The 23,427-nt window shown below is 40.6% G+C and carries 29 protein-coding genes; all 29 read left to right on the forward strand.

Going from position 1 to position 23,427, the window contains the following annotated elements; translation table 11 throughout:
• Positions 1-260: 260 nt before the first annotated feature.
• The 29 genes from HXT33_RS02180 to HXT33_RS02320 all read left to right on the forward strand — a co-directional run bounded on the left by HXT33_RS02180 (position 261) and on the right by HXT33_RS02320 (position 23,365).
• Positions 261-596 carry a hypothetical protein gene (locus tag HXT33_RS02180; protein ID WP_421787385.1) on the forward strand — a complete coding sequence of 112 codons (336 nt, stop codon included), beginning with the start codon at positions 261-263 and terminating at the stop codon, positions 594-596.
• Complete coding sequence (locus HXT33_RS02185) at positions 568-858, forward strand: VRR-NUC domain-containing protein (protein ID WP_415682680.1); 291 nt, start codon at positions 568-570, stop codon at positions 856-858. Before HXT33_RS02180 ends, HXT33_RS02185 begins: the two co-directional genes overlap by 29 nt.
• The gene (locus HXT33_RS02190) at positions 839-2,278 is read left to right on the forward strand and encodes an SNF2-related protein (protein WP_421787387.1); all 1,440 of its coding nucleotides are present in this window, start codon (positions 839-841) and stop codon (positions 2,276-2,278) included. Before HXT33_RS02185 ends, HXT33_RS02190 begins: the two co-directional genes overlap by 20 nt.
• Positions 2,238-2,666 carry a sigma factor-like helix-turn-helix DNA-binding protein gene (locus tag HXT33_RS02195; protein ID WP_103084953.1) on the forward strand — a complete coding sequence of 143 codons (429 nt, stop codon included), beginning with the start codon at positions 2,238-2,240 and terminating at the stop codon, positions 2,664-2,666. The genes HXT33_RS02190 and HXT33_RS02195 overlap by 41 nt, the downstream gene beginning before the upstream one ends.
• A 142-nt stretch (positions 2,667-2,808) precedes the next feature.
• Positions 2,809-3,168: an HNH endonuclease gene (locus HXT33_RS02200; RefSeq protein WP_421787389.1), complete on the forward strand. Its 360-nt coding sequence runs from the start codon at positions 2,809-2,811 to the stop codon at positions 3,166-3,168.
• A 160-nt stretch (positions 3,169-3,328) separates the two neighbouring features.
• A complete protein-coding gene (locus HXT33_RS02205) occupies positions 3,329-3,880 on the forward strand; it encodes a P27 family phage terminase small subunit (protein WP_116712582.1) in 552 nt (183 codons plus the stop codon).
• Positions 3,881-3,890: 10 nt separating this feature from the next.
• Positions 3,891-4,676, forward strand: coding sequence for an S-adenosylmethionine synthetase N-terminal domain-containing protein (locus HXT33_RS02210; RefSeq protein ID WP_421787391.1), 786 nt, complete (start codon positions 3,891-3,893; stop codon positions 4,674-4,676).
• Between the two features lie 14 nt (positions 4,677-4,690).
• Positions 4,691-5,926 (forward strand): site-specific DNA-methyltransferase, encoded by a 1,236-nt coding sequence (locus tag HXT33_RS02215; protein ID WP_421787393.1) that lies wholly within the window; start codon positions 4,691-4,693, stop codon positions 5,924-5,926.
• 98 nt (positions 5,927-6,024) lie between these two features.
• Positions 6,025-6,675, forward strand: a complete 651-nt coding sequence (locus HXT33_RS02220; RefSeq protein ID WP_421787395.1) for a virulence protein — start codon at positions 6,025-6,027, stop codon at positions 6,673-6,675.
• Entirely contained in the window at positions 6,659-6,823 is a 165-nt protein-coding gene (locus tag HXT33_RS02225; protein ID WP_421787397.1) for a hypothetical protein, read from the forward strand. The genes HXT33_RS02220 and HXT33_RS02225 overlap by 17 nt, the downstream gene beginning before the upstream one ends.
• 164 nt (positions 6,824-6,987) lie before the next feature.
• Positions 6,988-7,272 carry a transcriptional regulator gene (locus tag HXT33_RS02230; protein WP_421787399.1) on the forward strand — a complete coding sequence of 95 codons (285 nt, stop codon included), beginning with the start codon at positions 6,988-6,990 and terminating at the stop codon, positions 7,270-7,272.
• Positions 7,273-7,422: 150 nt separating this feature from the next.
• On the forward strand, positions 7,423-7,647 hold the full coding sequence (locus tag HXT33_RS02235) for a DUF7678 domain-containing protein (protein WP_032839405.1): 225 nt from the start codon (positions 7,423-7,425) through the stop codon (positions 7,645-7,647).
• 119 nt (positions 7,648-7,766) lie between these two features.
• Positions 7,767-9,359 carry a terminase large subunit gene (locus HXT33_RS02240; RefSeq protein ID WP_421787401.1) on the forward strand — a complete coding sequence of 531 codons (1,593 nt, stop codon included), beginning with the start codon at positions 7,767-7,769 and terminating at the stop codon, positions 9,357-9,359.
• A gap of 11 nt (positions 9,360-9,370) precedes the next feature.
• Positions 9,371-10,618 (forward strand): phage portal protein, encoded by a 1,248-nt coding sequence (locus HXT33_RS02245; RefSeq protein WP_421787403.1) that lies wholly within the window; start codon positions 9,371-9,373, stop codon positions 10,616-10,618.
• 338 nt (positions 10,619-10,956) lie between these two features.
• Positions 10,957-11,439, forward strand: coding sequence for a DUF7689 domain-containing protein (locus HXT33_RS02250; RefSeq protein ID WP_112928567.1), 483 nt, complete (start codon positions 10,957-10,959; stop codon positions 11,437-11,439).
• Between the two features lie 21 nt (positions 11,440-11,460).
• On the forward strand, positions 11,461-12,228 hold the full coding sequence (locus HXT33_RS02255) for a hypothetical protein (RefSeq protein ID WP_103084278.1): 768 nt from the start codon (positions 11,461-11,463) through the stop codon (positions 12,226-12,228).
• A 116-nt stretch (positions 12,229-12,344) separates the two neighbouring features.
• A complete protein-coding gene (locus HXT33_RS02260; protein WP_192382072.1) occupies positions 12,345-13,088 on the forward strand; it encodes a head maturation protease, ClpP-related in 744 nt (247 codons plus the stop codon).
• A gap of 2 nt (positions 13,089-13,090) precedes the next feature.
• Entirely contained in the window at positions 13,091-14,275 is a 1,185-nt protein-coding gene (locus tag HXT33_RS02265) for a phage major capsid protein (protein WP_421787406.1), read from the forward strand.
• 26 nt (positions 14,276-14,301) lie between these two features.
• Complete coding sequence (locus HXT33_RS02270) at positions 14,302-14,580, forward strand: head-tail connector protein (protein WP_033888736.1); 279 nt, start codon at positions 14,302-14,304, stop codon at positions 14,578-14,580.
• Positions 14,581-14,913, forward strand: coding sequence for a phage head closure protein (locus tag HXT33_RS02275; protein WP_421787408.1), 333 nt, complete (start codon positions 14,581-14,583; stop codon positions 14,911-14,913).
• Positions 14,910-15,290, forward strand: a complete 381-nt coding sequence (locus HXT33_RS02280; protein WP_421787410.1) for an HK97 gp10 family phage protein — start codon at positions 14,910-14,912, stop codon at positions 15,288-15,290. Before HXT33_RS02275 ends, HXT33_RS02280 begins: the two co-directional genes overlap by 4 nt.
• The gene (locus HXT33_RS02285; RefSeq protein ID WP_119522973.1) at positions 15,283-15,621 is read left to right on the forward strand and encodes a hypothetical protein; all 339 of its coding nucleotides are present in this window, start codon (positions 15,283-15,285) and stop codon (positions 15,619-15,621) included. The genes HXT33_RS02280 and HXT33_RS02285 overlap by 8 nt, the downstream gene beginning before the upstream one ends.
• The gene (locus tag HXT33_RS02290; RefSeq protein WP_421787412.1) at positions 15,605-16,177 is read left to right on the forward strand and encodes a major tail protein; all 573 of its coding nucleotides are present in this window, start codon (positions 15,605-15,607) and stop codon (positions 16,175-16,177) included. Before HXT33_RS02285 ends, HXT33_RS02290 begins: the two co-directional genes overlap by 17 nt.
• A 17-nt stretch (positions 16,178-16,194) precedes the next feature.
• A complete protein-coding gene (locus HXT33_RS02295) occupies positions 16,195-16,560 on the forward strand; it encodes a hypothetical protein (RefSeq protein ID WP_014554474.1) in 366 nt (121 codons plus the stop codon).
• A gap of 243 nt (positions 16,561-16,803) precedes the next feature.
• Positions 16,804-19,371: a hypothetical protein gene (locus HXT33_RS02300; protein WP_421787414.1), complete on the forward strand. Its 2,568-nt coding sequence runs from the start codon at positions 16,804-16,806 to the stop codon at positions 19,369-19,371.
• Between the two features lie 11 nt (positions 19,372-19,382).
• Positions 19,383-20,036 (forward strand): hypothetical protein, encoded by a 654-nt coding sequence (locus tag HXT33_RS02305; protein ID WP_421787416.1) that lies wholly within the window; start codon positions 19,383-19,385, stop codon positions 20,034-20,036.
• Positions 20,037-20,048: 12 nt separating this feature from the next.
• A complete protein-coding gene (locus tag HXT33_RS02310) occupies positions 20,049-22,856 on the forward strand; it encodes a phage tail spike protein (RefSeq protein WP_421787647.1) in 2,808 nt (935 codons plus the stop codon).
• A gap of 45 nt (positions 22,857-22,901) precedes the next feature.
• A complete protein-coding gene (locus HXT33_RS02315; RefSeq protein WP_019260890.1) occupies positions 22,902-23,066 on the forward strand; it encodes a hypothetical protein in 165 nt (54 codons plus the stop codon).
• A 2-nt stretch (positions 23,067-23,068) separates the two neighbouring features.
• Positions 23,069-23,365, forward strand: a complete 297-nt coding sequence (locus HXT33_RS02320; RefSeq protein WP_421787418.1) for a toxin — start codon at positions 23,069-23,071, stop codon at positions 23,363-23,365.
• Positions 23,366-23,427 lie beyond the last annotated feature (62 nt).

Genomic DNA, 23,427 nt, shown 5'->3' on the forward strand with positions numbered 1-23,427 from the left:
CGCTACCATGCACGTTTTCAAGAAAGAAAAGCCTGATAAATAGGGGTTTTGTATTATAGTGTACCCTTTTTCTTTACTTTTTATATAAGAGAAAAAAAATAAAAGAAATATAAGTATATATAGAGAAAAGTAAAAGATGGGTCTAAAGCATACATGGCTACACAAATAACATTCGCCTGATGTAAACGGGGCAAAAACAACGAATGAAACAACTCTATTCAATAAATGAAAAATAAGATTTGAGAAAGGTGGAATAAACCATGATTAACAAAAATGAGAGAACAGTAGAAACCTACAAGCAAGCAGGAGCAGCAATGCGACTGACTAAGAGTCTGATTAGCCAATTAGTGGTCGATATTAGCCCGGTGCTTTTAGCGAAAGATCAAGACAGACTGTTAAAAGCCATGAACATGATTGATGAAGTATCCTCACACGCTGAGGACAACATGTTCAAAGATCACCCACAATTAAGCAATCACTATATTGACGTGTTTTACGGCGATGTTTCTGATGAGCCGAGAAACGAAGTTGATAAGAAAATCATTGAGATGGCAAAAGAGGTGTCTGATGGGCTTTTTACGAGAAAAGGAAACTGAGCGAAAACTCATCCGTGAAGTCAAAGCTGCGGGAGGACTTTGTTTAAAGCTTACGAGTCCTTCTGTCGACGGGCTTCCAGACAGGCTCGTTTTACTGAACGGTGGGAAGATTGGTTTTGTCGAGCTTAAAGCACCAGGTAAAAAGCCTAGAGTCTTACAGGTGAAACGGATGAAGGATTTACAGGCTTTAGGTTTTAAGGTTTTCGTGGTTGATGAGAAGAGTCAGATTGGAGGTGTGATTGATGCGATACGAGCCACATGAGTATCAAAAGTATGCGACTGATTTTATTATCACACACCCGGTTTCAGCGGTTTTGCTTGAAATGGGACTTGGTAAGAGTGTTATAAGTCTTACAGCGATTAACGACCTGATGCTTGACTCGTTCGATGTTTCCAGGACTCTGGTTATCGCTCCTCTTAGGGTTGCAAACACTACATGGCCTTTAGAGTTAGAAAAGTGGGAGCATTTAAAACACCTAACTTATTCTATTGTGACGGGCACTGAGAAGGAGCGGATTCAAGCACTAAAAACGCCTGCTCACGTTTATATTATTAACCGTGAAAACGTGGAGTGGCTGATAATGAAAAGTGGCCTGCCGTTTAATTTTGACATGGTTGTGATAGATGAGCTTTCAAGTTTTAAATCGTATCAGGCGAAACGTTTTAAAGCATTATTGAAGGCTAGGCCGAAAGTTAAAAGGATTGTTGGTCTTACAGGAACTCCTTCTTCTAACGGGCTTATGGATTTGTGGGCTGAGTTTAGGCTGCTTGATATGGGTGAAAGGCTTGGCCGCTATATTACGTATTATCGGCAGAACTTTTTTAATCCTGATAAGCGTAACCAGCACATGATTTTTTCTTATAAGCCTAAAGATGGTGCTGAGAGTTTAATCTATAAGCAGATAGCTGATATTACGATTTCGATGAAGTCAAAAGACTATTTGAGAATGCCAGCGTGTGTGATAAACGAGGTGAAAGTAGAGTTATCCGGTAATGAGCGAAAACTCTATGATGAGCTTAAAACAGATATGGTGGTGTCGTTGGAGGGTAAAGAGATTGATGCGATTAACGCAGCGTCTCTTTCAAATAAGCTTCTTCAAATGGCAGGCGGCGCGGTTTATAACGAGAAAAAAGAAAGCGTTCATATTCACGATCGTAAGCTGGACGCGTTAGAGGATTTAATCGAGGCTGCTAATGGTAAACCGGTGCTTGTAGCTTACTGGTTTAAGCATGATCTTGAGCGGATTAAGAAACGTTTTAACGTGCGTGAGATTAAAACGAGTGCTGATATTGCTGACTGGAATGCCGGCATGATTCCTGTAGCACTGATTCACCCGGCTTCTGCAGGTCATGGTCTTAACCTACAGGCTGGCGGTTCAACTCTTATCTGGTTTTCCCTGACTTGGAGTTTAGAACTTTACCAGCAGGCGAACGCTAGACTTAACCGTCAGGGTCAAACCGATACGGTTGTAATCCATCACATCATCACTAAGAACACGATTGATGAGGATGTGATGAGGGCTTTAAGCATGAAGGCTAAAGTACAAGATGCTTTAATCGAGTCGGTTAAAGCAAGACTATCAATTAATGAAGTGAGGGAAAGGGGTTCTAGAGAGAACTTACCTCAAAATGGAGGTAAGAATGAACAAAAAAGAATACTTACGGCAAGCCTATCTTCTTGATAAGCGGATTAAGGCTGACATGGACGAGGTAGTAAGACTGCGTGAGCTTGCTACAAGTGTTTCTTCATTAAGATACGACCGAGAGTATGTGCAGACGACTCGAAGCGTGGAAGCTCCGTTTGTGAAAGCTCTTATAAGGGTTATGGATTTAGAAGCCAAGATTAACACGGAGATCACGCTGCTTATCAGTTTGAAAGAGCAGATTTTGGACGTGATTTCTAAACTTGAAAGCGTGGATGAGCAGATGATTTTACGCTACCGTTACATGAGTAACATGACGTGGGAGGATATTGGTAAAGAACTCCATGCTAGCAGAATGACGATTATAAGATGGCATGGTAAAGCATTAGAGCACATGGTTTTACCAGATAATCTAATCCAAATCTAAAAAATGGTACGGTTTGGTACGCTCTGATACGAGATGACACTGCCTTCTATATGGTATTATAAACTTAGCAAAAATTATAAATACTAAGCCTTGGAAGAGTAATCTTTCAGGGCTTTTTTCATGCCCGAAGGGAGGATGAGTCTTGCCAAGAAAACCTAAAAGACCGTGTTCTTATCAAGGCTGTCCGAACCTAACTGACGGCAGGTTTTGTGAGGAACACTTAAAACAAGAGAACCGGCGCTACGAAAAATACGAGCGTCCTTATGATTCTCACAAGCGTTACGGCAGAGCGTGGCAGAAAGTCAGGGACTCTTATGTGAGAGAGCATCCTTTCTGTGAGCTTTGCTTTAAGAATCGTGTGCTTGTTCCTGTTGAGCAGGTTCATCATATTAAACCGATTGCTGAAGGCGGAACGCATGAGAGGAATAATCTTATTTCTCTATGCAAATCCTGTCATTCTAAAATTCACGCTAAGCGTGGAGATCGCTGGCATAACAAATAACCCACCCCCTAGGGGGGGTTTAAATCTCTATGAGCCTACCCCATGGGGAACGGGCGCAGGGTATTTTGCGTAAAAACAGCGTATTCAAAAGGGTAATAGGCAAAATCAGACACAAAAATTTTTTAATAGTTAAAACTTGCGTGGGAAGGAGGCGGAAAGTTTGCCTACAAAATCAAATAATATCGGCGGTCGTGGCGGCAGACGCGTGGGTGCCGGGCGTAAAAAGAAAGCGGTTGTTGAAAAAGCGAGTGAAGGAAACCCTGGTGGCAGGCCTTTAAGTGTGCTTGATATTCCGGAGCTTGAAGGTGCTGAAATGCCTCAGCCTCACGAGTTTTTATCCGCCACGCAAAAAGACGGTACTCAGCTTCAGGCTAAAGAAATTTTTGAAGAAACGTGGAAGTGGCTAAAAGACATTGGTGTTAGCAGTAAAGTCCCATCTCCTCTTATTGAACGGTATGCGATGAGCTGTGCTCGTTGGATTCAATGCGAGGAAGTAACCAGTAAACTCGGGTTTCTTTCCAAGCATCCGACTACGGGTAAACCGATACCTTCGCCTTTTATCAATATTGGTATTAACTACATGAATCAGGCGGTCAGGCTTTGGAATGAGATTTTCCAGATTGTGAAAGAAAACTGTTCGACTGAGTTTGATGGTGTTTCACCTCAAAACGATTTAATGGAACGCCTGCTTATTACACGTAAAAACATTTAGGAGAAAAATTATGATAGAAAAAGTAAACCCGTCGCATGTCGACAAGATTGCGGATCGTATTGCTGGAGCAATTGTTGATCTGGCTTACAAGCTGGATGAGAATCCGAAGATTGCTGTTGAAGTGATGCTCGGGCATGGTAAGTGTGCCGTGTGTATTGAAAGCACGGTGATGTTTAAGTTTAAGGATATTAAAAATATTATCCACCGTTTAAGCCCTGGGAAAGTAAAGATTGATATTACGGTTGTGCCGCAGGATAAGCATTTAAGCCGAAACCAGGATGGTATGGTTCGTTGCGCTGATAACGGGATTTTTAAAGGCGTACCATTAACAGGCGAGCAGAAGAAACTCTCGGCTATTGCTCGAAAGGTTTATGAAAAGTATCCGTATGACGGCAAGTATGTTCTTGATGGTGAAAAGCTTATCATCTGCCAGTCTCACGCTAAACGAGAAGACTTATTGAAAGACTATCCGAATGCGTTTGTTAATCCTTTAGGCGACTGGACGGGCGGTATCAGCGTGGATACGGGAGCGGTTAACCGAAAACTCGGGTCAGACATGGCTGATGCTGTTACGGGCGGCGGCCTTCATGGTAAGGATCTTACGAAAGCTGACGTGTCGGTTAATATTTACGCGTTTTTGAAAGCGCAGGAAACCGGTCGGGTGGTTGAGTTTTCTTGTGCTATCGGGGATGAAATGGTTGATGGTAAACCGTATGCGCAGATTGTGAAAATTGCGAAAGATTATATTGACTCGGTGGGTGGTTTTGAAAAGCTGGCTTGCTGGGGTCTTTTCTAACGGGAGGAAAGCTTATGGAAAAAGAAATGCAGTATTATTTGGCTGACGTAAGTGAGCTTATCCCGTATGTGAGAAACGCTCGCACGCACTCTGAGGCGCAGGTAGCTCAGATAGCGGCAAGTATTCGCGAGTTTGGTTTTCTATCCCCAATTCTAGTGGCGGAGGATAATACGATTCTCGCAGGCCACGGCAGGCTTGCCGCGGCATTAAAACTGGGTCTTAAAAAAGTTCCGTGCGTGAAAGAAAATCATTTAACTGAAACACAAAAGCGTGCTTATATTATTGCGGATAATAAGCTTTCACTTAACGCAGGCTGGGACAATGAGCTTTTAGCAGTCGAGTTGTCGGAGCTCGAAGGAGCTGATTTTAATCTTGATCTTCTCGGGTTTGACGAGGCGGAGCTTTCCAGTATTTTCGATGCTGATAAAGACGTGATTGATGATGATTTTGATGTTGAAAAAGAGCTGGAAGAACCGTGTTTTTCTAAAACAGGTGACATGTGGACGCTTGGAAGGCATCGTATTATTTGCGGTGATGCTACTAAGTTAGAAACATATAAGACGCTTCTTGAGAATACTAAAGTGAATCTGGTGGTTACTGATCCGCCTTATAACGTGAACTATGAGGGTGCTGCTGGGAAAATTAAAAACGATAATATGGAGAATGACAAGTTTTACCAGTTTCTTTTCAACTCGTTCGTGAACATGGAGCAGGCGATGGCAGATGATGCATCTATCTACGTGTTTCATGCTGACACGGAGGGTTTGAATTTTAGAAAAGCATTCCAGGACGCGGGGTTTTATCTTTCAGGTTGTTGTATTTGGAAGAAACCGTCGCTGGTGTTGGGTAGAAGCCCTTACCAGTGGCAGCATGAGCCGTGTTTGTATGGGTGGAAGAAAAAAGGTAAACACAAGTGGTACGCGGGTAGGAAAGAAACTTCAGTTTGGGAGTTTGAAAAGTCTAAGAAAAACGCTGATCATCCAACCATGAAACCAATAGCTCTTTTAGCGTATCCGATTAAAAACTCGAGTATGACGAACTCGCTTGTGTTAGATCCGTTTGCTGGAAGTGGTAGCACGCTTATAGCCTGCGAGCAGACTGGTAGAATCTGCTACGCTATCGAGCTTGACGAGAAATATTGTGACGTGATTGTGAAACGTTATATTGAGCAGGTTGGAAATGATAAGAGTGTGAAAGTTTTAAGAGGCGGTAAAGAATACTCGTTTACTGAAGTATGTACTAACGAGTAAGACTCGTATTTTATATGAAAAATAGTTTGCGACCGCTTGCTATAAACCTTCTTTAGAGTGATTTATATATGTACCCGAAAAAATCTAAAGGAGGAAAAATGGAATTAAAATACGGGTTAAAAGGAAAAGATAGGCAGCCGCTTATTAAAGCTATAGAGGATTCTACGGGAGTAAAGGCTGTTTACTTAAAAACTCCGAGTATGTCTTACAGGATAGGTGTTTTCAACATTAGTAAAGATGGTACGGTCACGTGTAGTAGTGAAGAGAACTTAGATGATTTGAAAAACATGTTAGACGTTGATTATGGTATAAGTCTTCCAGTCTGCGCGTGTGATGGTACGCAATGTTTTAGTGTTGAGTTTCCTAAAGATAAGGCTGATGTGGTAAAGCTTAGGAAAATTCTTGATAATAAGGGTGATCTTATTAAAAAAGCGTTAGGAGTGAACAGTCTTAATATTAAGGAAGAAGATGATAAGCTTATTTTTCCTTGGTTTGAGCAGGCTAACCAACCAGGCTTGGCATCCTATGCGAAGTTTATAAACAGTCTTTGTAAAATGAGCGTGGAAATTAAACGCGTAAATAATAGTAAGCGTGAGACGGTTAACGATAAGTATGCTTTCAGATGTTTTCTTCTTAGACTCGGGTTTATAGGAGACGAGTTTAAACAAGACAGGAAAATTATGCTTTCCCGTTTAGAAGGGTCCTGTGCTTTTAGAAACGGGGGTGAGCGTAATGCTGTATGCGAGTGAAGACCAGGCGTACGAGTTGAGTGAAGACTGTCCTACAGGTTCTTTGGTTGAAGAAATTTTTGCGAATTTAGAGCAAGAGAACGAGGTTTTTGTAAAAGCATGTTTGACTGTAGTAGATGATTTTTTGGTGATGATTATTTCCGCATGATTTTAGAAACATTTTAACGGTTTTTAAGAGTAAAAAAATTAGCGAAAACTGGTGGGGAAAAAACGTGTAAATACCCGGTGTTTCTTGGCTTAAAAGCTTGCTATTGCGCGCTTTTAGAGTGATATATAGTACTAGCAAAAAGCACAGAAACAAAGGAGAAACCTATGAAAAAAGAAATTTTACAAAACCTCGCAAACGAAGTTAAAACATGCAGACGCTACGCACTAAACGCAATCAAAAAAGCTGAAGAAGGGAAAATTAGTTCGGCTATCAGCATGCTCGACATTGCACAAACATCAAAAACCTGCGCCAGTAAAGCTCACGAGGAGCTTTGGAAGGCAAGCGAAGGAAAACTAAACGATACGGAGTTTCAACTGTTTGCGGATGCTGAAACCTTGGACAAGGATATTCAAAAAGCTTATCAAGCGATTCAACAAGCAAGAAGCTAAAAGAAAGGGGGATAGTCAGCCATAGGGTTGGAAGGCTGGAGAAAAATCGTGGAATTATCCGCGATTTTTTCTCGTTTACGGCTTGCTATTCTGCTCTTTTAGAGTGATATATAGTATCAGCAAAAAACACAGAAACAAAGGAGCAAAACCATGTGGGAACAAGATACGCTTAAAGTAGAAAATCAGGTTGTAAACTACAGTATGAAGGTTTTTGAAGAGCCAAGCGAATACGGGATTAACCAGGGAAGAATTTCCAAGCTTACTTTGAAAAACAATAACAAGGTTATCGCAAACTATGATAGAGGCTGGGATATGATGCCAACAAGCAAGCTTGCGAACGAGGCTTTAGAAATGATCCTAGACGCTAGAAACTAAAAACTGAAATTTTATTAAAAGCAGCAGGGCTTTTAAGGCCCTGTTTCTCGTAAAAAGAAAGAAATGATGTGGACGCTGAAGGCGTCTTTTTTTATGCCTAAAGAAAGGAGGAGCTTAAGTTGGAAAAATACGAGGTTACTAAGTTTAAAAAAGAAGATTCAACGTATAGTAAGGATTTAGCGGATTATGCTGTAAGTTTTATCGAATGTTTAACACACACGAAGGGAACGTGGGCGGGTAAGCCTTTTAAGCTCCTTGACTGGCAGGAGCAGATTATTAGGGACTTGTTTGGCGTGGTGAAACCTAATGGTTACCGCCAGTTTAATACTGCTTATATTGAGATACCTAAGAAGATGGGTAAAAGTGAGTTGGCTGCGGCAGTGGCACTGCTTTTGTGCTGTGGGGATAATGAGGAGCGTGCCGAGGTTTATGGTTGTGCGGCGGACCGTCAGCAGGCAACGATCGTGTTTGATGTGGCGGCGGACATGGTTAGAATGTGTCCGGCTCTTAACCGTAGGGTTAAAATTTTAGCTTCGCAAAAACGTATTATTTTCCTACCAACTAACAGTTTCTACCAAGTATTGTCGGCTGAAGCGTACTCTAAACACGGGTTTAACATTCACGGTGTTGTGTTTGATGAGCTTCACACGCAGCCTAACCGTAAACTTTTTGACGTGATGACTAAAGGCTCCGGGGATGCTCGCATGCAGCCACTGTATTTTCTGATTACCACAGCCGGTACGGATACGCATTCAATCTGCTATGAGACGCATCAGAAAGCAGTGGATATTCTCGAGGGTAGGAAAATTGATCCAACTTTCTACCCCGTGATTTATGGTGCAAAAGATTCGGATGATTGGACGGATCCTAAGGTGTGGAAGAAAGCTAATCCTTCTCTTGGGGTTACGGTTCAAATGGAGAAAGTTAAAGCTGCTTTCGAGTCAGCTCGGCAAAATCCTGGTGAAGAGAATGCTTTCCGTCAGCTTCGTCTTAACCAGTGGGTGAAACAGTCTATTCGTTGGATGCCGATGGAAAAATGGGATGCTTGCGGTTTTCAGGTGAACGAGGAAGAACTCGAGGGCAGGGTCTGCTACGGGGGTCTTGACCTTTCAAGCACCACCGACCTTACGGCTTTTTCGCTTGTGTTTCCGCCTTTAGATGAGTCGGATAAGTTTCGTATCCTACCATATTTTTGGGTGCCTGAAGAAACCTTGAGTTTACGCGTGAAACGAGATCATGTGCCTTATGACGTGTGGGAAAAACAAGGGTTTATTAAAACTACGGAAGGAAACGTTGTTCACTATGGGTTTATTGAAAAATTCATCGAAACTTTAGGCGAACGTTTCAATATTCGTGAGATTGCTTTCGACCGTTGGGGCGCGGTACAAATGGTGCAAAACCTTGAAAACATGGGGTTTACCGTGGTCCCGTTCGGACAGGGATTCAAGGATATGAGTCCGCCTACCAAGGAGCTTATGAAGCTTACACTCGAGCAGAAAATCGCACACTCTGGGCATCCGGTGCTTCGCTGGAACATGGACAACATATTTATTAGGACAGATCCTGCAGGAAACATTAAGGCAGATAAGGAAAAATCAACCGAGAAAATTGATGGTGCTATCGCAACCATCATGGCACTTGACCGTGCCATCAGATGCGGTAACGCGAACACGAAGAGCGTGTATGACGCTCGAGGAATCCTATTCATGTAAGGAGGTGGGTCATGAATATTTTTAGTAAAATTTTTAAGAGTAGAGATAAGCCTGAGAATCGTTTTAACTTGAATGCTCAAAGGTTTATTAGTGGCATGTCTTCTTCGGGTAAGAGGGTGAATGAGCGTTCGGCGATGCAGATGACGGCTGTCTACTCGTGTGTGCGTATTTTGTCTGAAGCGGTGGCGAGTCTGCCGCTTCACGTGTATGAGCGGACGAGTACGGGTACGGCTAAAGCTGTTAAACATCCTTTATATAAGGTGCTTCATGATGAGCCGAATCTTGAAATGACAAGCTTCGTGTTTAGAGAAACCTTGATGACGCATCTACTGTTATGGGGTAATGCTTACGCGCAGATTATTCGAAACGGTAAAGGCGAAATATTAGGGCTTTATCCTTTGATGCCTGATCGTATGAGAGTTGACCGGGATGAGAGTGGTCAAATTTTTTACGAGTATACGTTAAATGATAGTGATGTTTTAGCGGGTAAAGAAACGAGTGTGAAACTTAAACCCTTTGATGTGCTTCATATTCCCGGTCTTGGTTTTGACGGGCTTGTTGGCTATTCGCCTATTGCGATGGCAAAAAACGCTATCGGTATGGCGATAGCTACGGAAGAGTATGGTGCATCGTTTTTCGCTAACGGTGCTACACCAAGCGGCATCTTGGAATACCCCGGTACAGTGAAAGATCCGTCTGGTATGAGGGATAGTTGGAATAAGGGGTTCTCGGGTTCTAACTCGCATAAGATAGCGATTTTAGAGGAAGGCATGAAGTATACGCCTATTTCTATTTCGCCTAACGAAGCACAGTTTCTTGAAACTCGTAAGTTTCAGATTAACGAGATTGCTCGTATTTTTAGAGTCCCACCACACATGGTTGGTGATTTAGAAAAGTCGAGTTTTTCTAATATTGAGCAGCAGTCGTTGGAGTTTGTGAAATACACGCTTGATCCTTGGGTGGCGCGTTTTGAACAGTCTATTACGAGGCGGCTTTTTACTGATAAGGAGAAAGAAACTTATTATGTGAAGTTTAACGTGGATGGTCTTCTTCGAGGAGACTATCAGAGTCGTATGAATGGTTATGCTACCGCTCGTCAAAACGGTTGGATGAGCGCGAACGATATTAGACAGTTAGAAAACTTGGATAAGATTCCCGCCTGTGAGGGTGGTGACTTGTATTTGATTAACGGTAACATGCTCCCGCTTAACCGTGCTGGAGCGTTCACTGTAATTGGTAGAAATAAGTTAGGTGATTAAGATGAATTTGTGTCTTGATAATATTAATATAACATGTTATATTAATATTGTTATAGTATAACTGTTTATACAGTGGATGAATCATTTAGGCAACGAAGACATAACGAATTATCTTAACGTTAAGCGAAAAATAGAATTTAATCTCTATGGATACTTAACTAAGATAATATCCTACACTATGAGAGTATACAACAAATTAATAATAGCAGAAAGGATGGAATAATTTATGTGACATTATAAAAAAATCATAAAATGTACAAGAATAGTGATCATTCGAGATAAAAGCTGATTAATCTCAATCTTAGTTAAAGATGTTGTTTTTAAGGAGGTGCTTACAAATGATTAGAAAAAGAAAGATGTTATCAGCAATAACCACTTATGTAATGGTTGTTGGAATGTTGTTTTTCACATCCAATTCTGTTGCTTATGCGTATACTTTATCTCAACCAAAATCGTTTTATGATAGTATTTCATGGACATGGTTTTATAGCGATAAGGCTACGCCAGCATATAATTGTCTAGGATTTGCAACTGGTAGTATGACGTACGAATGGCCTAGTGACTTTGGTGATGATGCTGCTACTAAAGCGCAATTGGATAATTATCTGGCAAAGAAAGGTTATAGACCTTATAAATATGATCCATTTATTCTAGCGTATGGTCATTCTCCTGATAAAATTGTTCATTTTGCAAAAGTTACTGGTCTTAAGTGGTGCCGTGCTAAATGGGGACAATTGGAGCTGTTTAACCATGGTAGTCATGATCCTTATTACCCTAATTCTGTTTATGGTTCTTTGCAACACAAATACACTGCGAATTAGAATTCTAGGAGGTGTAATACTATGTCTAAGAAAAAAATGTATATTTCGCTAGGAACTTTACTTTTATTGGTTCTATTTGTATTTACTGGAATTTTTATTATTGGAAATAATCCAGCATCAAAGAATAGTGGGAATATAGCTAATAAATTGATGCCAGTAAACGTAGCTTATGCTGAAACGTTAGATGATATAAAGGGATCCATGAATAAGTTGATGGTGGAATTAGAAACTGAGACGAAGACTAATCCACAAGTGGCTATGCAGGCACATCCAGGAAAGTTTATTAGGAATTCTAAAAACTATCAAAGAATATTGAAACTGGGACTGAAGGCAATTAAACCTCTTTACGATGCTATTTATGATAGTAGAGATGCTGGATGCTATGAATATATTCTAGCTATGGCTATTGAAGACATAACTGGCGAAAAGTTTGTTTACAATTCTGACTATGGTTGGAAAAATTCGTTAGAGTTTAGGATGGCTTATGACGAAAAAGTAAACAATACAAGGTTTAATGTTGAAAGAATCAGTAATAATGAAACTTTGAATGATCATGACCGAACTCAGAAATTTAAGGAATTAGGGATTTTTGCAGTTTCTGATTTAATTAAAGAGTATAGGAAAAGTGATTCCAAAGTTTCTAAACCATCGATATTAGAAGCTGTTAAGGGAATTACTAGTAAGTATAAAGAACTTGCAATAACGGAAAGAACTCCAACTGAGAGTATTCTAGATGAAACACAATTATTTGATTCTCTAGTTTCCTTAAATGGAAGAGCATACAAGTAAGGTGGATTATCTAACTGTAAAGCTAGTTCTTTAGGTATTATATGAGTGTTATACGAACATGAAGCGACCAAGAAAATCTTGGTCGCTTCTTTATATAAGAGAGGAGGAAAAAGGTAATGAGGAAGTTTTGGCAGTGGAAAAACCAAAAGGAAAACAATGAGACTAATGAGAATAATGAGATTTTTGAGAGGACACTGTTTCTTAACGGTACGATTGCTGAAGAATCATGGTTTGATGATGATATTACACCACAACTTTTTAAAGACGAGTTAAACGCTGGTAGTGGGAATATTACCGTGTGGATTAACTCGCCTGGCGGCGATTGTGTGGCTGCGGCACAAATCTATAACATGCTCATGGATTACAAGGGTTGTGTGACGGTCAAGATTGATGGTATTGCGGCGTCTGCTGCATCGGTTATTGCGATGGCTGGCACAAAGGTTTATATGAGCCCGGTGTCAATGCTTATGATTCATAATCCTATGACTGTTGCTTTTGGCAACAGAAACGAAATGGAAAAAGCAATATCAATGCTTGATGAGGTCAAAGAGTCCATTATTAACGCTTACGAGATTAAAACAGGGCTTAACCGTGTGAAACTGTCGCATTTAATGGATTCGGAAACGTGGATGGACGCTAACAAGGCGGTAGAACTCGGGTTCGCGGACGGTGTTTTAACTAGAGGTGAAACCACTGATATTGGCATACCACAAGTTTCAACATTGTATTCGAAAGCAAGCGTGCAAAACACGTTATTGGAAAAAATATCTAAAGCCTGCCGGATAAGCGGTAAGGAAACAAACAATATTAGTGCAGACGATCTTATGGATCGTCTTTTTTTAATCAAAAATTGGAGGTAAACATGATGAACACTATTTCAAACATGGTTGAGAAACGTAACAAGGCTTGGCAGGGTGCGAAAGCTTTCCTTGAGTCTAAACGTGACAAGGACGGGCTTATTTCAGAAGAAGACGCGAAAACCTATGATGAGATGGAAGCGAAAGTGAAAGCTTACAGTATGGAAATTGATCGCTTGGAGCAGATGGAAGTGATGGATAAGGAGCTTTCAAAACCAACATCTGAGGCGATTGTTGCAAAACCTATGAAAACAGGCGTGAAATTTGAAAAACAAGGTCGTGCGCGTGACGAGTATAAGCAGGCAATGCTTACAGCTCTTAGAAGTAATTTTAAACGAGTCGATAACGTGTTGCAGGAAGGCGTGGACGCTGACGGTGGGTATCTTGTGCCGGAAGAATACGATAATCGTCTGATTGAAACGTTGAAAGAAGAAAACATTATTCGCTCTCTTGCTACCACGATTACTACTAGTGGCGAGCGTAAGATTAATGTTGCGATGAGTGATCCTGCGGCGGCTTGGATTGAAGAAGGCGCAAGCCTTAACTTTGGGGATTCCAAGTTTGCTCAAATCCTGCTTGACGCTCATAAGCTTCACGTTGCGGTAAAAGTTACTGAAGAACTCTTGTATGATAATGCGTTTAACCTCGAGAATCATCTTCTCACATCCTTCGGCATGGCGCTGGCTAACGCTGAGGAAGACGCTTTTCTTAACGGGGATGGCGTGGGAAAACCGACTGGTATTTTCAACAAGAAAGACGGTGGCACGTTCCTTAAAGAAACTACCAGTATTAAAACTGATGATCTGATTGATCTTGTTCACGCTTTGAGGCGACCATACCGTAAAAACGCGAGTTTTATTATGAACGATAAAACAGTCGCGAGCATACGAAAACTTAAAGACAATAATGGCGCGTACGTTTGGCAGCCTTCATACCAGGATGATGAGCCGAACAGGATTCTCGGATACCCGGTATACACGTCTGCTTACGCGCCTGAAAACATGGTGGCTTTTGGAGACTACTCGTACTACAACATTGGTGACCGTGGTTCACGCTCGTTTAAAGAGCTTACCGAGCTTTTCGCTGGAAACGGCATGATAGGTTTCGTTGCTAAAGAGCGTGTAGACGGCAAACTCGTGCTTAAAGAAGCAGTGCAGATTCTGCCTGTTAAAACAAGCGTAGCAGCTTAAAAAAGATGGTTTAAGGAGGGGTGTTGATGATAGTTACAGTTGAGGAAGCAAAAAACTATCTTAGGGTGGATAGTAGAGAAGATGATGAGCTTATCAACACCCTTATTCATTCTGCTGAAAAACTCTGCCAGGGAGTGGCTCGTAAAAACGATACTAGTTTGATTAGTGAAAACTTTGACGAGTATCGGCTTGCAGTCTTATACGCTACAGGCTACTTGTATGAGCATCGGGAAGAAGCTGACCATCACGCGCTAACTCTCACTTTACGTTCGATGCTTTTTACTGTTAGAAAAACGGGGTTTTAAATGAGAATAGGCTTATTAAACGAGCGTATTGTGCTGCTTAAAAACAGTGTTGAAATTGATGAGGTTGGTAACCATAAGATTAAGTGGAGTAAATATTACGAGTGTTACGCGACGGTAAGTGCTGAAAGCCCAATGGAGCAGACTTCGGCAGGAAACGTGTGGGATGAGTCAAAAATAGATTTTACTATCCGCTATTCGAAAGAAACAGCCGTAGTCTCATCTATTGGTTACAGGATTATTTTCCGTGATACGGTTTATGAGATTTTAGGTGTTGACCACATGAATTATAAGAAGAAAAGCCTGAAACTTCACTGTAAGAGGTGTAAAAAGTGAGCAAAGTAAGTATTGGCAGCCTCTCTAAAGAAGTTATTAGAGAGCTTAAAACTTACGCGAAAGTTACAACCGGGAAAGTAAAAGAAGCAGTAAAAAACGCTGGTAAAACAGCAAAAGAAGAAATTAACATGACAGCTCCTAAACGAACTGGAGCGTATGCGAAAAGTTGGGCTGTTAAAACATTAAACGAAACAGGCAGCAGACTAGTTCTCGTAGTGCATTCTAGAAACAAGTATCAGCTTACACACTTGTTAGAGTACGGTCATGCTAAACGAGGCGGAGGACGCGTGGAAGCTAGAGCACACATTGCTAAGGCTGAAAGTAAAGCAGTACGAAGTTTTGAAAAAGAAATAGAGGAGGCGGTTAAAAATGGGTAATCTTTTAAACATTATGAGGGAGATAGGTTTTCCTTTCGCCTATCACCATTTTGCTGAAGGAGAATCACCTAATCCACCTTTTCTCCTGTTTCTTACGCCTGCGAGCAGTAATTTCGCGGCAGACGGGAAAACGTATTTTAAAGCAAACGAAATTCATATTGAACTATACGCAGACTATAAGAACCCCGTACTGGAAGAACAAGTTGAGGCCGTGCTTGATAGGCACGGCATTTTTTATAACAAAACAGAAGCGTTCATAGAGTCGGAACAGCTTTATGAAACACTCTACATTTTTGAAATGGAGGTAACAATAAATGGGAAACAAGGTTAAATACAATCTGAAAAACGTGTACGCGGCAAAACTTAAAAAAGATTCGAGTGGTTTCTCCTACGATGAGCCTAAGCCGATTCCGGGGGCGGTGAGTATAAGCCTTGAGGCTGAGGGTGAATCCTCACCGTTTTACGCTGACGGGATTGTTTACTTCAGGTCGACTGCTAACAACGGTTACAGTGGCGACTTGGAAATTGCTCTTATACCTGAATGGTTTAGGACGCAAATACTACGAGAAGAACTAGATAAAAACGGTGTGCTGGTTGAAAACGCGAAGATTAGTGAAACAGAAAAATTCGCGCTCCTGTTTGAGTTTGATGGTGACGTGAACGCGATCAGACACGTTTTATATAACTGTTCAGCAACACGACCGTCTATCGAGTCAGAAACTAAGGAAGACACTATAGAACCGGGTACGGAAACTTTATCGCTTACGGCTGATCCTAGAGAAGATGGTTTGGTGAAATCTAGGAGTGGTGACACTACTTCAAAAGAAACCTATGAGAAATGGTATAAGAGCGTGTACGTTCCGCAAGTTAACACGGAAAACAAATAAGTTTTAAAGGAGTAAACGTGTTAGAAAAAACAGTAAAAGTAAATGGTAAAGACGTGAAGTTTCGTTCTTCAGCCACTATTCCAAGACTGTATCGTATTAAATTCAAGCGTGATATTTTCAAAGACCTGTCAAAATTAGAGCAGTCTTTCAAAATCAACGAGGGTGTTTTTGAAATAGCAGATCTTGAAATTTTTGAAAACGTAGCCTATATCATGGCTTATCACGCGGATAATAGTATTCCAGCAAGTATTGATGAGTGGCTTGACGAGTTTGAAATGTTTTCTATCTACGAGATTCTTCCTGAAATTCTAGAACTTTGGGGAGCAAACTTGGAAACTGAAGTAAAATCTAAAAAAAATTTAAAACAACAACACGGCAAATGACAACCGCGTTGTTTCTTCTTAGATGCACAGAAATCGGGATTAGTATTTGCGAACTGGATCTTTTAACCATCGGCATGGTTTTAGACATGTGGACGGAGAAAGCAAACGATAGTGTGAAATACGATAAGCTCGCAAGCCAAACAGAATTTGATAGGTTCTAAACGAGAACCAAACGTTCTTATACCTGACGTTAAAATATCTATTTTTTCACGCGTAAATTAAGAGAAAAAGGGAGGTGAAGTTATGGCAAACAGGATTAAAGGTATTACAGTTGAAATTGGTGGGGATACTACAGGCTTAGATAAGTCTTTACAACAGGTGAATTCGACTATTCGCTCAACCGAGCAGTCGCTTCGTGATGTTAATAGGCTTTTGAAACTTGATCCGACAAGCACGCAGCTTTTAAGCCAAAAGCAGGCTTTTTTGCAGAAAGAAATCCAAGAAACGTCTAATAAGCTTAACGTTTTGAAACAGGCGGATAAGCAGGCTAAAGTACAGTTGGAAAACGGGGAGCTTGGTAAAGACAAGTATGATGCGTTGCAGCGTGAGATTGTTGAAACAGAAAATAATCTTGATAGTTTAAAAGAAAAATTAAAACAGGTAGGTAGTGTTAGTTTAACCAAGCTTAGTAGCCAGTTTGATAGTACGAGCAAAAAGATAAAGAAACTAGGAGATGGTATGTCATCTCTTGGTCAAAGTTTAAGCACGAAAGTTACGCTGCCGATTGCTGCTATTGGTACTGCTGGTTTTACTGCTGCAGCAGACTTACAGGATGCTATGGGGGCTACAGAGCAGATTTACGGTAAGTCTGCTAACAAGATGCTTAAATGGTCAGGAAGTTTGAAATCCTATTATGGTATTGCTCAAGGTCAAGCTTTAGAGTATGCGAATACTATGGGCGCGATGTTGAAAAATATTGGTGGGAAAAGTGATGCTGAAGCAGCCGAGATGAGTCAGAAGCTGGTTGCTCTTGCAGGCGACTTGTCCGCTATGTTTGGTGGAACAACCGAGTCTGCTGTTCTTGCTTTAACAGGCGCGCTTAAAGGTAATAATGCGATGCTTGACAATTATGGTATGGGTGTTAACGAGGCGACTATTAAAGCTAAAGCTCTTGCCATGGGTTTGCATGATGGTAGAGGCGCGATGAGCTTGCAAGCGAAACAGGCTGCTACTTTGGCTCTTATTATGGAGCAGACTGCTGACGCTCAAGGGCAGGCTGGGCGTGAAGCTGCGGGCGCTTCGGGTTCTATGAAGATTCTAAAAACAGAGTTGCAGAATATTGCTGCGACTATTGGTAATGTTTTACTTCCCGTCATAACACCATTAATGCAGAAAATATCAGCATGGCTTTCTAAATTTAAACAGCTTTCTCCAGAAAGCCAAAAACTTATAGTTACACTTGGGCTGATTGCTGCGGCAGTCGGCCCTTTTTTAGTAGTTCTTGGAACGTGTATTTCTAAAATAGGTGTTGCTATACAAGGGTTTTCTAAACTAGCTTTGTTTATAGGTAAAATGTTCGCAAGTTTTACTTCCGGCTCTAGTATTCTTGAAGGGTTAGGCGCTGTTTTAGGTGGAGTATCTGCGCCAATACTCGCGGTTGTTGCGGTTATTGGTGTTCTGGTAGCAGCTTTTGTAACCTTATGGAACACTAACGAAGAGTTTAGAAACAGTGTTATTGCTGTTTGGGAGAAAATCAAGGAAACTTTCACCGGTTTTGTTAATGGTGTTAAAGAAAAACTGTCAAGACTTGGTATTGATTTTACGAGTATTGTTGAAGGGCTTAAAACAGTGTGGAATGGTTTGTGTGCTATTCTAGCTCCACTGTTTGAAGGCGCTTTAAATTTAAGTTTTACTAGTTTCAAAACCGTTCTTGATTTAATCACAGGCGTTTTAGACGTTTTTATAGGATTGTTTACCGGTAACTGGTCTCAGCTTTGCAATGGTGTAAAAGAAATTTTTACTGCTGTTTGGAACGCGGTTAAAAACACGTTCATAACAGTATTGAACACGTTAAAAAACGTTTTTAACGTGTTTTTGTCTTTCTTTGGCACTAGTTGGAACAAACTGTGGTCGAGTGTGAAAAACTTTTTCATGAACGTTTGGAATAGTATCGTATCGTTTTTCACTAACGTTTTAAACGGTATTAAAAACACTGCAACAAGTGTTTGGAATGGTATTAAAACCGCGATCATGAGCGTGGTAAACGGTATTAAAACAAGCATTTCAACAGTGTTTAATTCAGTAGCAAACATGGTTAAGTCTGTGTTTAACGGTATTAAAAACACGGTTGTGTCAATTTGGAATGGTATTAAAAACGCGATCATTACTCCGATAGAAGCGGCGAAAAACAAGGTTAAAGCAGTAATCGACGCTATAACAGGGTTTTTCTCCGGCATAAAACTTAGTCTTCCTCATATTAAACTGCCTCATTTTAGTATTAAAGGACAATTCTCTCTTACGCCACCGTCTGTACCGTATCTTGCTATCGACTGGTATAAGAAAGCAATGAACAAGCCAATGCTGTTAAACGGGGCGACTATTTTCGGTGAGAAAAACGGGCGTATGCTTGGCGGCGGAGAGAAAGGACCGGAAGTGATTATGGGGCTTGATACTTTGCAGAATATGAGCGCGGGAGCGAACACGCAAATGCTTAATGTTATGAACCAGATTCTAACGATTATGGACGCGTATTTCCCACAGTTTTCCAACCAGAGTATTGTGCTCGACACTGGCGAACTAGTGGGTGGTATCGCGCACAGGATGGACAGTGAGCTTTTTAAGCTTCAAACAAGAAAAACAAGGGGGTGGTAAAAGTGTATGGGATGCTAATAAACGGGTTGCATAGTTTTAACGATCTAGGGCTTGTTGCTACAAGCCGTCCACGCATTCAACTTCCAGAACCTAAATTAGAGTATTTGCAAATACCAGGCAGGCAGGAAAGTATTGATATTAGTGAAAGTCTTGCCGGTGAAGTGTTATACGAGATGCGTGAAGGCTGTTTCGAATTCATTGTTGCAAACAAAAACAAGTGGAGTGAAACATGCCATAGGGTTAAAACGTTAATCCACGGCAAGAGTGTGAAACTGTCTCTTGATGATGAACCATTGTTCTACTATCAGGGTCGAATGTGGGTTAGTGATTTTAAATCGGATAAAAACTATTCAACTCTCACACTCAACTATAAGCTGCAACCATATAAGTATAGTGTAGATGATTCGGATGGGGTTCACACAATATGGGGTATGCAAGTAGATGATAAGCGTGAAATAACACTCGCTCACGATTTTGACATGACACTGATTCCAGAATTTAACAACCTGTCGTCTAACAGTATGCTACTGGATTCTAATGGTAAAAACTATGAGATTAAAACAGGTTTTAACCGTTTCCCACAGCTTCGTTCAAAAATAAACATGAGTTTAACATTCGTTGGAAACGGGATGGTAAATATTTCCTATAAAAGGGGGTGGTTGTGAGTGTACAGGATCATGCTTGATAATAATACGATTTACTATCCAAATGATGACAAAGCGGTACTTGATGATATTACGTTAAACTTGGAGCTTAACACTGCAGGAACGTTAACGTTTACTTGCCCGAGTCAAAACCCTTGCTATGAGCTTATTAAAAACCGGAAATCAATAGTAAGCGTGTGGCGTGACGATGAGGAGATTTTCTTCGGCGAGGTTAGAGAACAAGTAAAAGACTTGTATGGTAGTAAGAAAGTAACTTGCGTAGGGTTGTTAACTTACTTAGCGGATAGTATTCAACCTCAGAAAGAATATCATGATCAGAGTTCCTACCAGCTTTTAGAAAAACTTTTACAAGCTCATAACAGTCAGGTAGATGATTATAAGAAAATAAGAATTGGTTTCGTCACAGTATCTGACTCGAATGATTCACTCTACAGGTTTACTAATTTTGAAACCACGCTTGAAGCGATTATGGGAAAAATGGTTGAAAAGCTTGGCGGATATTTGCGTCTTAGAAAAGAAGACGGGAAACTTTACTTAGACTACCTACGTTTAGAAGAAATAGGTAAAGCTACAAGCCAGCATATTAGTTTCGGCTTGAACCTGCTTGAATACGCGGAAAACCTTTCAGCAGAGGATGTTACTACAGCGGTTATTCCTCTCGGCAAAGAGTTGGAAAACGAGAATAGTGAAAACGAGGTTCTTAAAAAGCATGTTGATATTACTTCAATAAACAATGGGAAAAACTATATAGTATCTCGTGAAGCGCAAAAAACATTCGGCTGGGTTTGTAAAGTTGTTAATTTCAATAATGTGACAGTTCCAACTAATCTTATGCGCAAAGCTACTAAATGGTTACAGGATAACCAGTTTGAGCATGTAGAAATAAGCCTTAGCGCGGTTGACTTATCCGAGTTAGGTTTACATTATGCGACGATTAAGTGTGGGGATAGGGTTCGTTGTCTCGCTCCACAATTTGGCATGGACCGAGTGTTTCCTGTAGTAAAACAGACTATACCGATTCAAAAACCAGGCGAAATGAGAATCGTGCTTGCGAGCAGGATTTCTAAAGGGTATGTGCAAAACGTGTCGCATGCTGTTCAAACGTTAAAAGAAGAAACGGTTGAAGCTAGAAAAATTGATAACGAGCGTGTTAAAGCTGCGATCGATAATATTAAAGCGCAAATGGGTAATTCTCAAAGCGGCTATAAGATAAGCGAATACGATAGTAAAGGCATGTGGGTTCGTGACCTTTACATGGATACGCCTGATAAAAACACTGCTACGAAAGTGTTACAGGTTAACATGAATGGTATTGCTGGAAGCCATAACGGTTTTTCAGGGCCTTACAATACTGCGATGACTCTTGACGGCATGGTGTATGGTGACAGGATTATCGGGCATTCGATTGACGCGGAAAAACTTTCAGTTTCTTACACTTCCCAGGTAGAAAAGCAGATTAGTAAAGCAAAAAACGAGGCTATAAAAGACACTGGTAGGAGGCTTGAAAACTATTACACGATAAGTGAAATCAACACGAAACTGAATGTTACAGACGGTAAGATTGAGGCTGGTGTTGAAAGCGTTAACCATAGTCTTAAACAGAAAAACGGTAACTATTACGGCTCGTATACTCCAAGCCAGTTTAACGCTCCTATGAGCTTGTGGCTGACTGATAGTGAAAAAATGCAGCATGTTGGTGATTTTTTCTACGACACGTCAACCGGATACGCTTACAGGCTTATTGTTAAGCAGGAAAGTTTAGCCGTAAAATTTAATGAGAAGTCGCATACGGAATCAGCTTTTGACGATTTTGTAGACATTTTTTACAAGTATGAGGATAAAATTTACGCTATACCGGGTTTAACTGGTGAAAAAATTTCTGGCGCAACAGTGTTTATTCCATCAAGTGAGTTTTGGCTACATTTTAGAACTAACTGGTCTCCGTTTGACAATTATGGTTTTAAGATTGATAGCATTAAAAAAGAGTATTCAGGAGAAATTTCAGGATACGTGTCTAAACTGCCTGAAGATATTAACATTATTGAGGTTGAAGGTGAAAATTATCCTGAGTCTGAACACCCGTATAAAGGTGGAACAAGCAAACTATGGCATTACGTTTCCGCTGACAGTATAAGTAGTTTTAGAACGTTCGCTTGGATCAGAGTTAAAGATAAAGACATTGAGGCTGCTAAATCCACGGCTGATAAGGCTATTTCTAAACTAACCATAGTAGAAGATTCCATATCTTCAATGGTTAAAAAAGGTGATTTTGGTAGTTTCATGCAGCAAAACTATAACAGTTTCCTTCTCGGGTTTAACCATTCGAGTAAATACGTGCAAATAACACCCGGGCAGATAGAACTTTACGATGGTGAAGTTGATGAGGATCATAAAAGAGCTGTTTTTGATAAAAATGGGAACAACTTCTACCGTAACGGCGTGTATATTGGCTATGTTGGAACCGGCGAGTGGGAAGAAGATAATTCTCACAAGGGTCTAGTTTTTCATCTTACTAGCGACGGAAAGTATATGGCTTTCGCGCAGCGTAAATCAGCTGATGAAGAAACATACGCTACTATGCTGTGTTTTTCACGTTCGCAAAGCATTTATAAAGAGTATGGTATTCACGCTGGATGCAACTTTTACATGCATGGTAACAAGATTATAGATCCTGTTTGGGAAGACGGTGCAGGAGTAGACGCGGATATTAACTATGTGCAGATTATTGAAATGAACCAGGATGGGAAAGCTTCAAAATGGGGTTCTAACGCTCACATGGTGTTTAAAAACGGGATACTCATGAAAGTTAAATACTATTAAAAAGCGCGGGTGGAAGCGTTAAGTGAAAGTAGAGGAGAATTTGTTATGGAGAAACTAATTATTCACACAAACAAAATAGTGGCTAATAAAGGCACGCGCTTAAAAGACGTGACAGAAAGTATTACGACACCTGTAGTTGATAATACGAAAATTTTATGCGAAATCAGCCACAAGCTGGATATTATTCTAAAAAAGATTGGAGGAGAGTAGTGGTGAAACCGACGATTAGCTACGCGGTAGCTGTGCAAAAATATAAGGCTGAGTTAAACGAAAAAATAGTCGAGTTGAATAAGCAAATACCAATACCTACTTACATGATAGAAGGCATTGTTGCAAGCGTATTATCTGATATGCGTTCGGCAGTGATTGCGGAAAACTCGATGGAATATGAAGTGTATGTGAAACAGTTAGAAGACTATTTTAATTCTAGAGAACGCGAACTTAACGACGAGATTTTGAAAATAAAAGCCGAAAAAACTGAAAAAGATGAAACGGCTGGGAAAGTGTAAAAGGTGGAATGGTTGAGGAAGGTGAAAAAGATGGTAAGGAGTAGTCATGTGTTGAAAAATAA

The sequence above is a fragment of the Gardnerella sp. DNF00753 genome (assembly GCF_049244275.1).
Taxonomy (GTDB): domain Bacteria; phylum Actinomycetota; class Actinomycetes; order Actinomycetales; family Bifidobacteriaceae; genus Bifidobacterium; species Bifidobacterium greenwoodii.

Bases quoted from the DNA above. Each gene is read 5' to 3' on its own strand.
- HXT33_RS02260 (WP_192382072.1), top strand. From the start codon at position 12,345: ATGAGGAAGTTTTGGCAGTGGAAAAACCAAAAGGAAAACAATGAGACT.
- HXT33_RS02185 (WP_415682680.1), top strand. From the start codon at position 568: ATGGGCTTTTTACGAGAAAAGGAAACTGAGCGAAAACTCATCCGTGAA.
- HXT33_RS02255 (WP_103084278.1), top strand. From the start codon at position 11,461: ATGTCTAAGAAAAAAATGTATATTTCGCTAGGAACTTTACTTTTATTG.
- HXT33_RS02180 (WP_421787385.1), top strand. From the start codon at position 261: ATGATTAACAAAAATGAGAGAACAGTAGAAACCTACAAGCAAGCAGGA.
- HXT33_RS02275 (WP_421787408.1), top strand. From the start codon at position 14,581: ATGAGAATAGGCTTATTAAACGAGCGTATTGTGCTGCTTAAAAACAGT.
- HXT33_RS02300 (WP_421787414.1), top strand. From the start codon at position 16,804: ATGGCAAACAGGATTAAAGGTATTACAGTTGAAATTGGTGGGGATACT.
- HXT33_RS02245 (WP_421787403.1), top strand. From the start codon at position 9,371: ATGAATATTTTTAGTAAAATTTTTAAGAGTAGAGATAAGCCTGAGAAT.
- HXT33_RS02210 (WP_421787391.1), top strand. From the start codon at position 3,891: ATGATAGAAAAAGTAAACCCGTCGCATGTCGACAAGATTGCGGATCGT.
- HXT33_RS02215 (WP_421787393.1), top strand. From the start codon at position 4,691: ATGGAAAAAGAAATGCAGTATTATTTGGCTGACGTAAGTGAGCTTATC.
- HXT33_RS02250 (WP_112928567.1), top strand. From the start codon at position 10,957: ATGATTAGAAAAAGAAAGATGTTATCAGCAATAACCACTTATGTAATG.
- HXT33_RS02190 (WP_421787387.1), top strand. From the start codon at position 839: ATGCGATACGAGCCACATGAGTATCAAAAGTATGCGACTGATTTTATT.
- HXT33_RS02290 (WP_421787412.1), top strand. From the start codon at position 15,605: ATGGGAAACAAGGTTAAATACAATCTGAAAAACGTGTACGCGGCAAAA.
- HXT33_RS02225 (WP_421787397.1), top strand. From the start codon at position 6,659: ATGCTGTATGCGAGTGAAGACCAGGCGTACGAGTTGAGTGAAGACTGT.
- HXT33_RS02315 (WP_019260890.1), top strand. From the start codon at position 22,902: ATGGAGAAACTAATTATTCACACAAACAAAATAGTGGCTAATAAAGGC.
- HXT33_RS02220 (WP_421787395.1), top strand. From the start codon at position 6,025: ATGGAATTAAAATACGGGTTAAAAGGAAAAGATAGGCAGCCGCTTATT.
- HXT33_RS02230 (WP_421787399.1), top strand. From the start codon at position 6,988: ATGAAAAAAGAAATTTTACAAAACCTCGCAAACGAAGTTAAAACATGC.
- HXT33_RS02235 (WP_032839405.1), top strand. From the start codon at position 7,423: ATGTGGGAACAAGATACGCTTAAAGTAGAAAATCAGGTTGTAAACTAC.
- HXT33_RS02305 (WP_421787416.1), top strand. From the start codon at position 19,383: ATGCTAATAAACGGGTTGCATAGTTTTAACGATCTAGGGCTTGTTGCT.
- HXT33_RS02310 (WP_421787647.1), top strand. From the start codon at position 20,049: ATGCTTGATAATAATACGATTTACTATCCAAATGATGACAAAGCGGTA.
- HXT33_RS02285 (WP_119522973.1), top strand. From the start codon at position 15,283: ATGGGTAATCTTTTAAACATTATGAGGGAGATAGGTTTTCCTTTCGCC.
- HXT33_RS02195 (WP_103084953.1), top strand. From the start codon at position 2,238: ATGAACAAAAAAGAATACTTACGGCAAGCCTATCTTCTTGATAAGCGG.
- HXT33_RS02270 (WP_033888736.1), top strand. From the start codon at position 14,302: ATGATAGTTACAGTTGAGGAAGCAAAAAACTATCTTAGGGTGGATAGT.
- HXT33_RS02265 (WP_421787406.1), top strand. From the start codon at position 13,091: ATGATGAACACTATTTCAAACATGGTTGAGAAACGTAACAAGGCTTGG.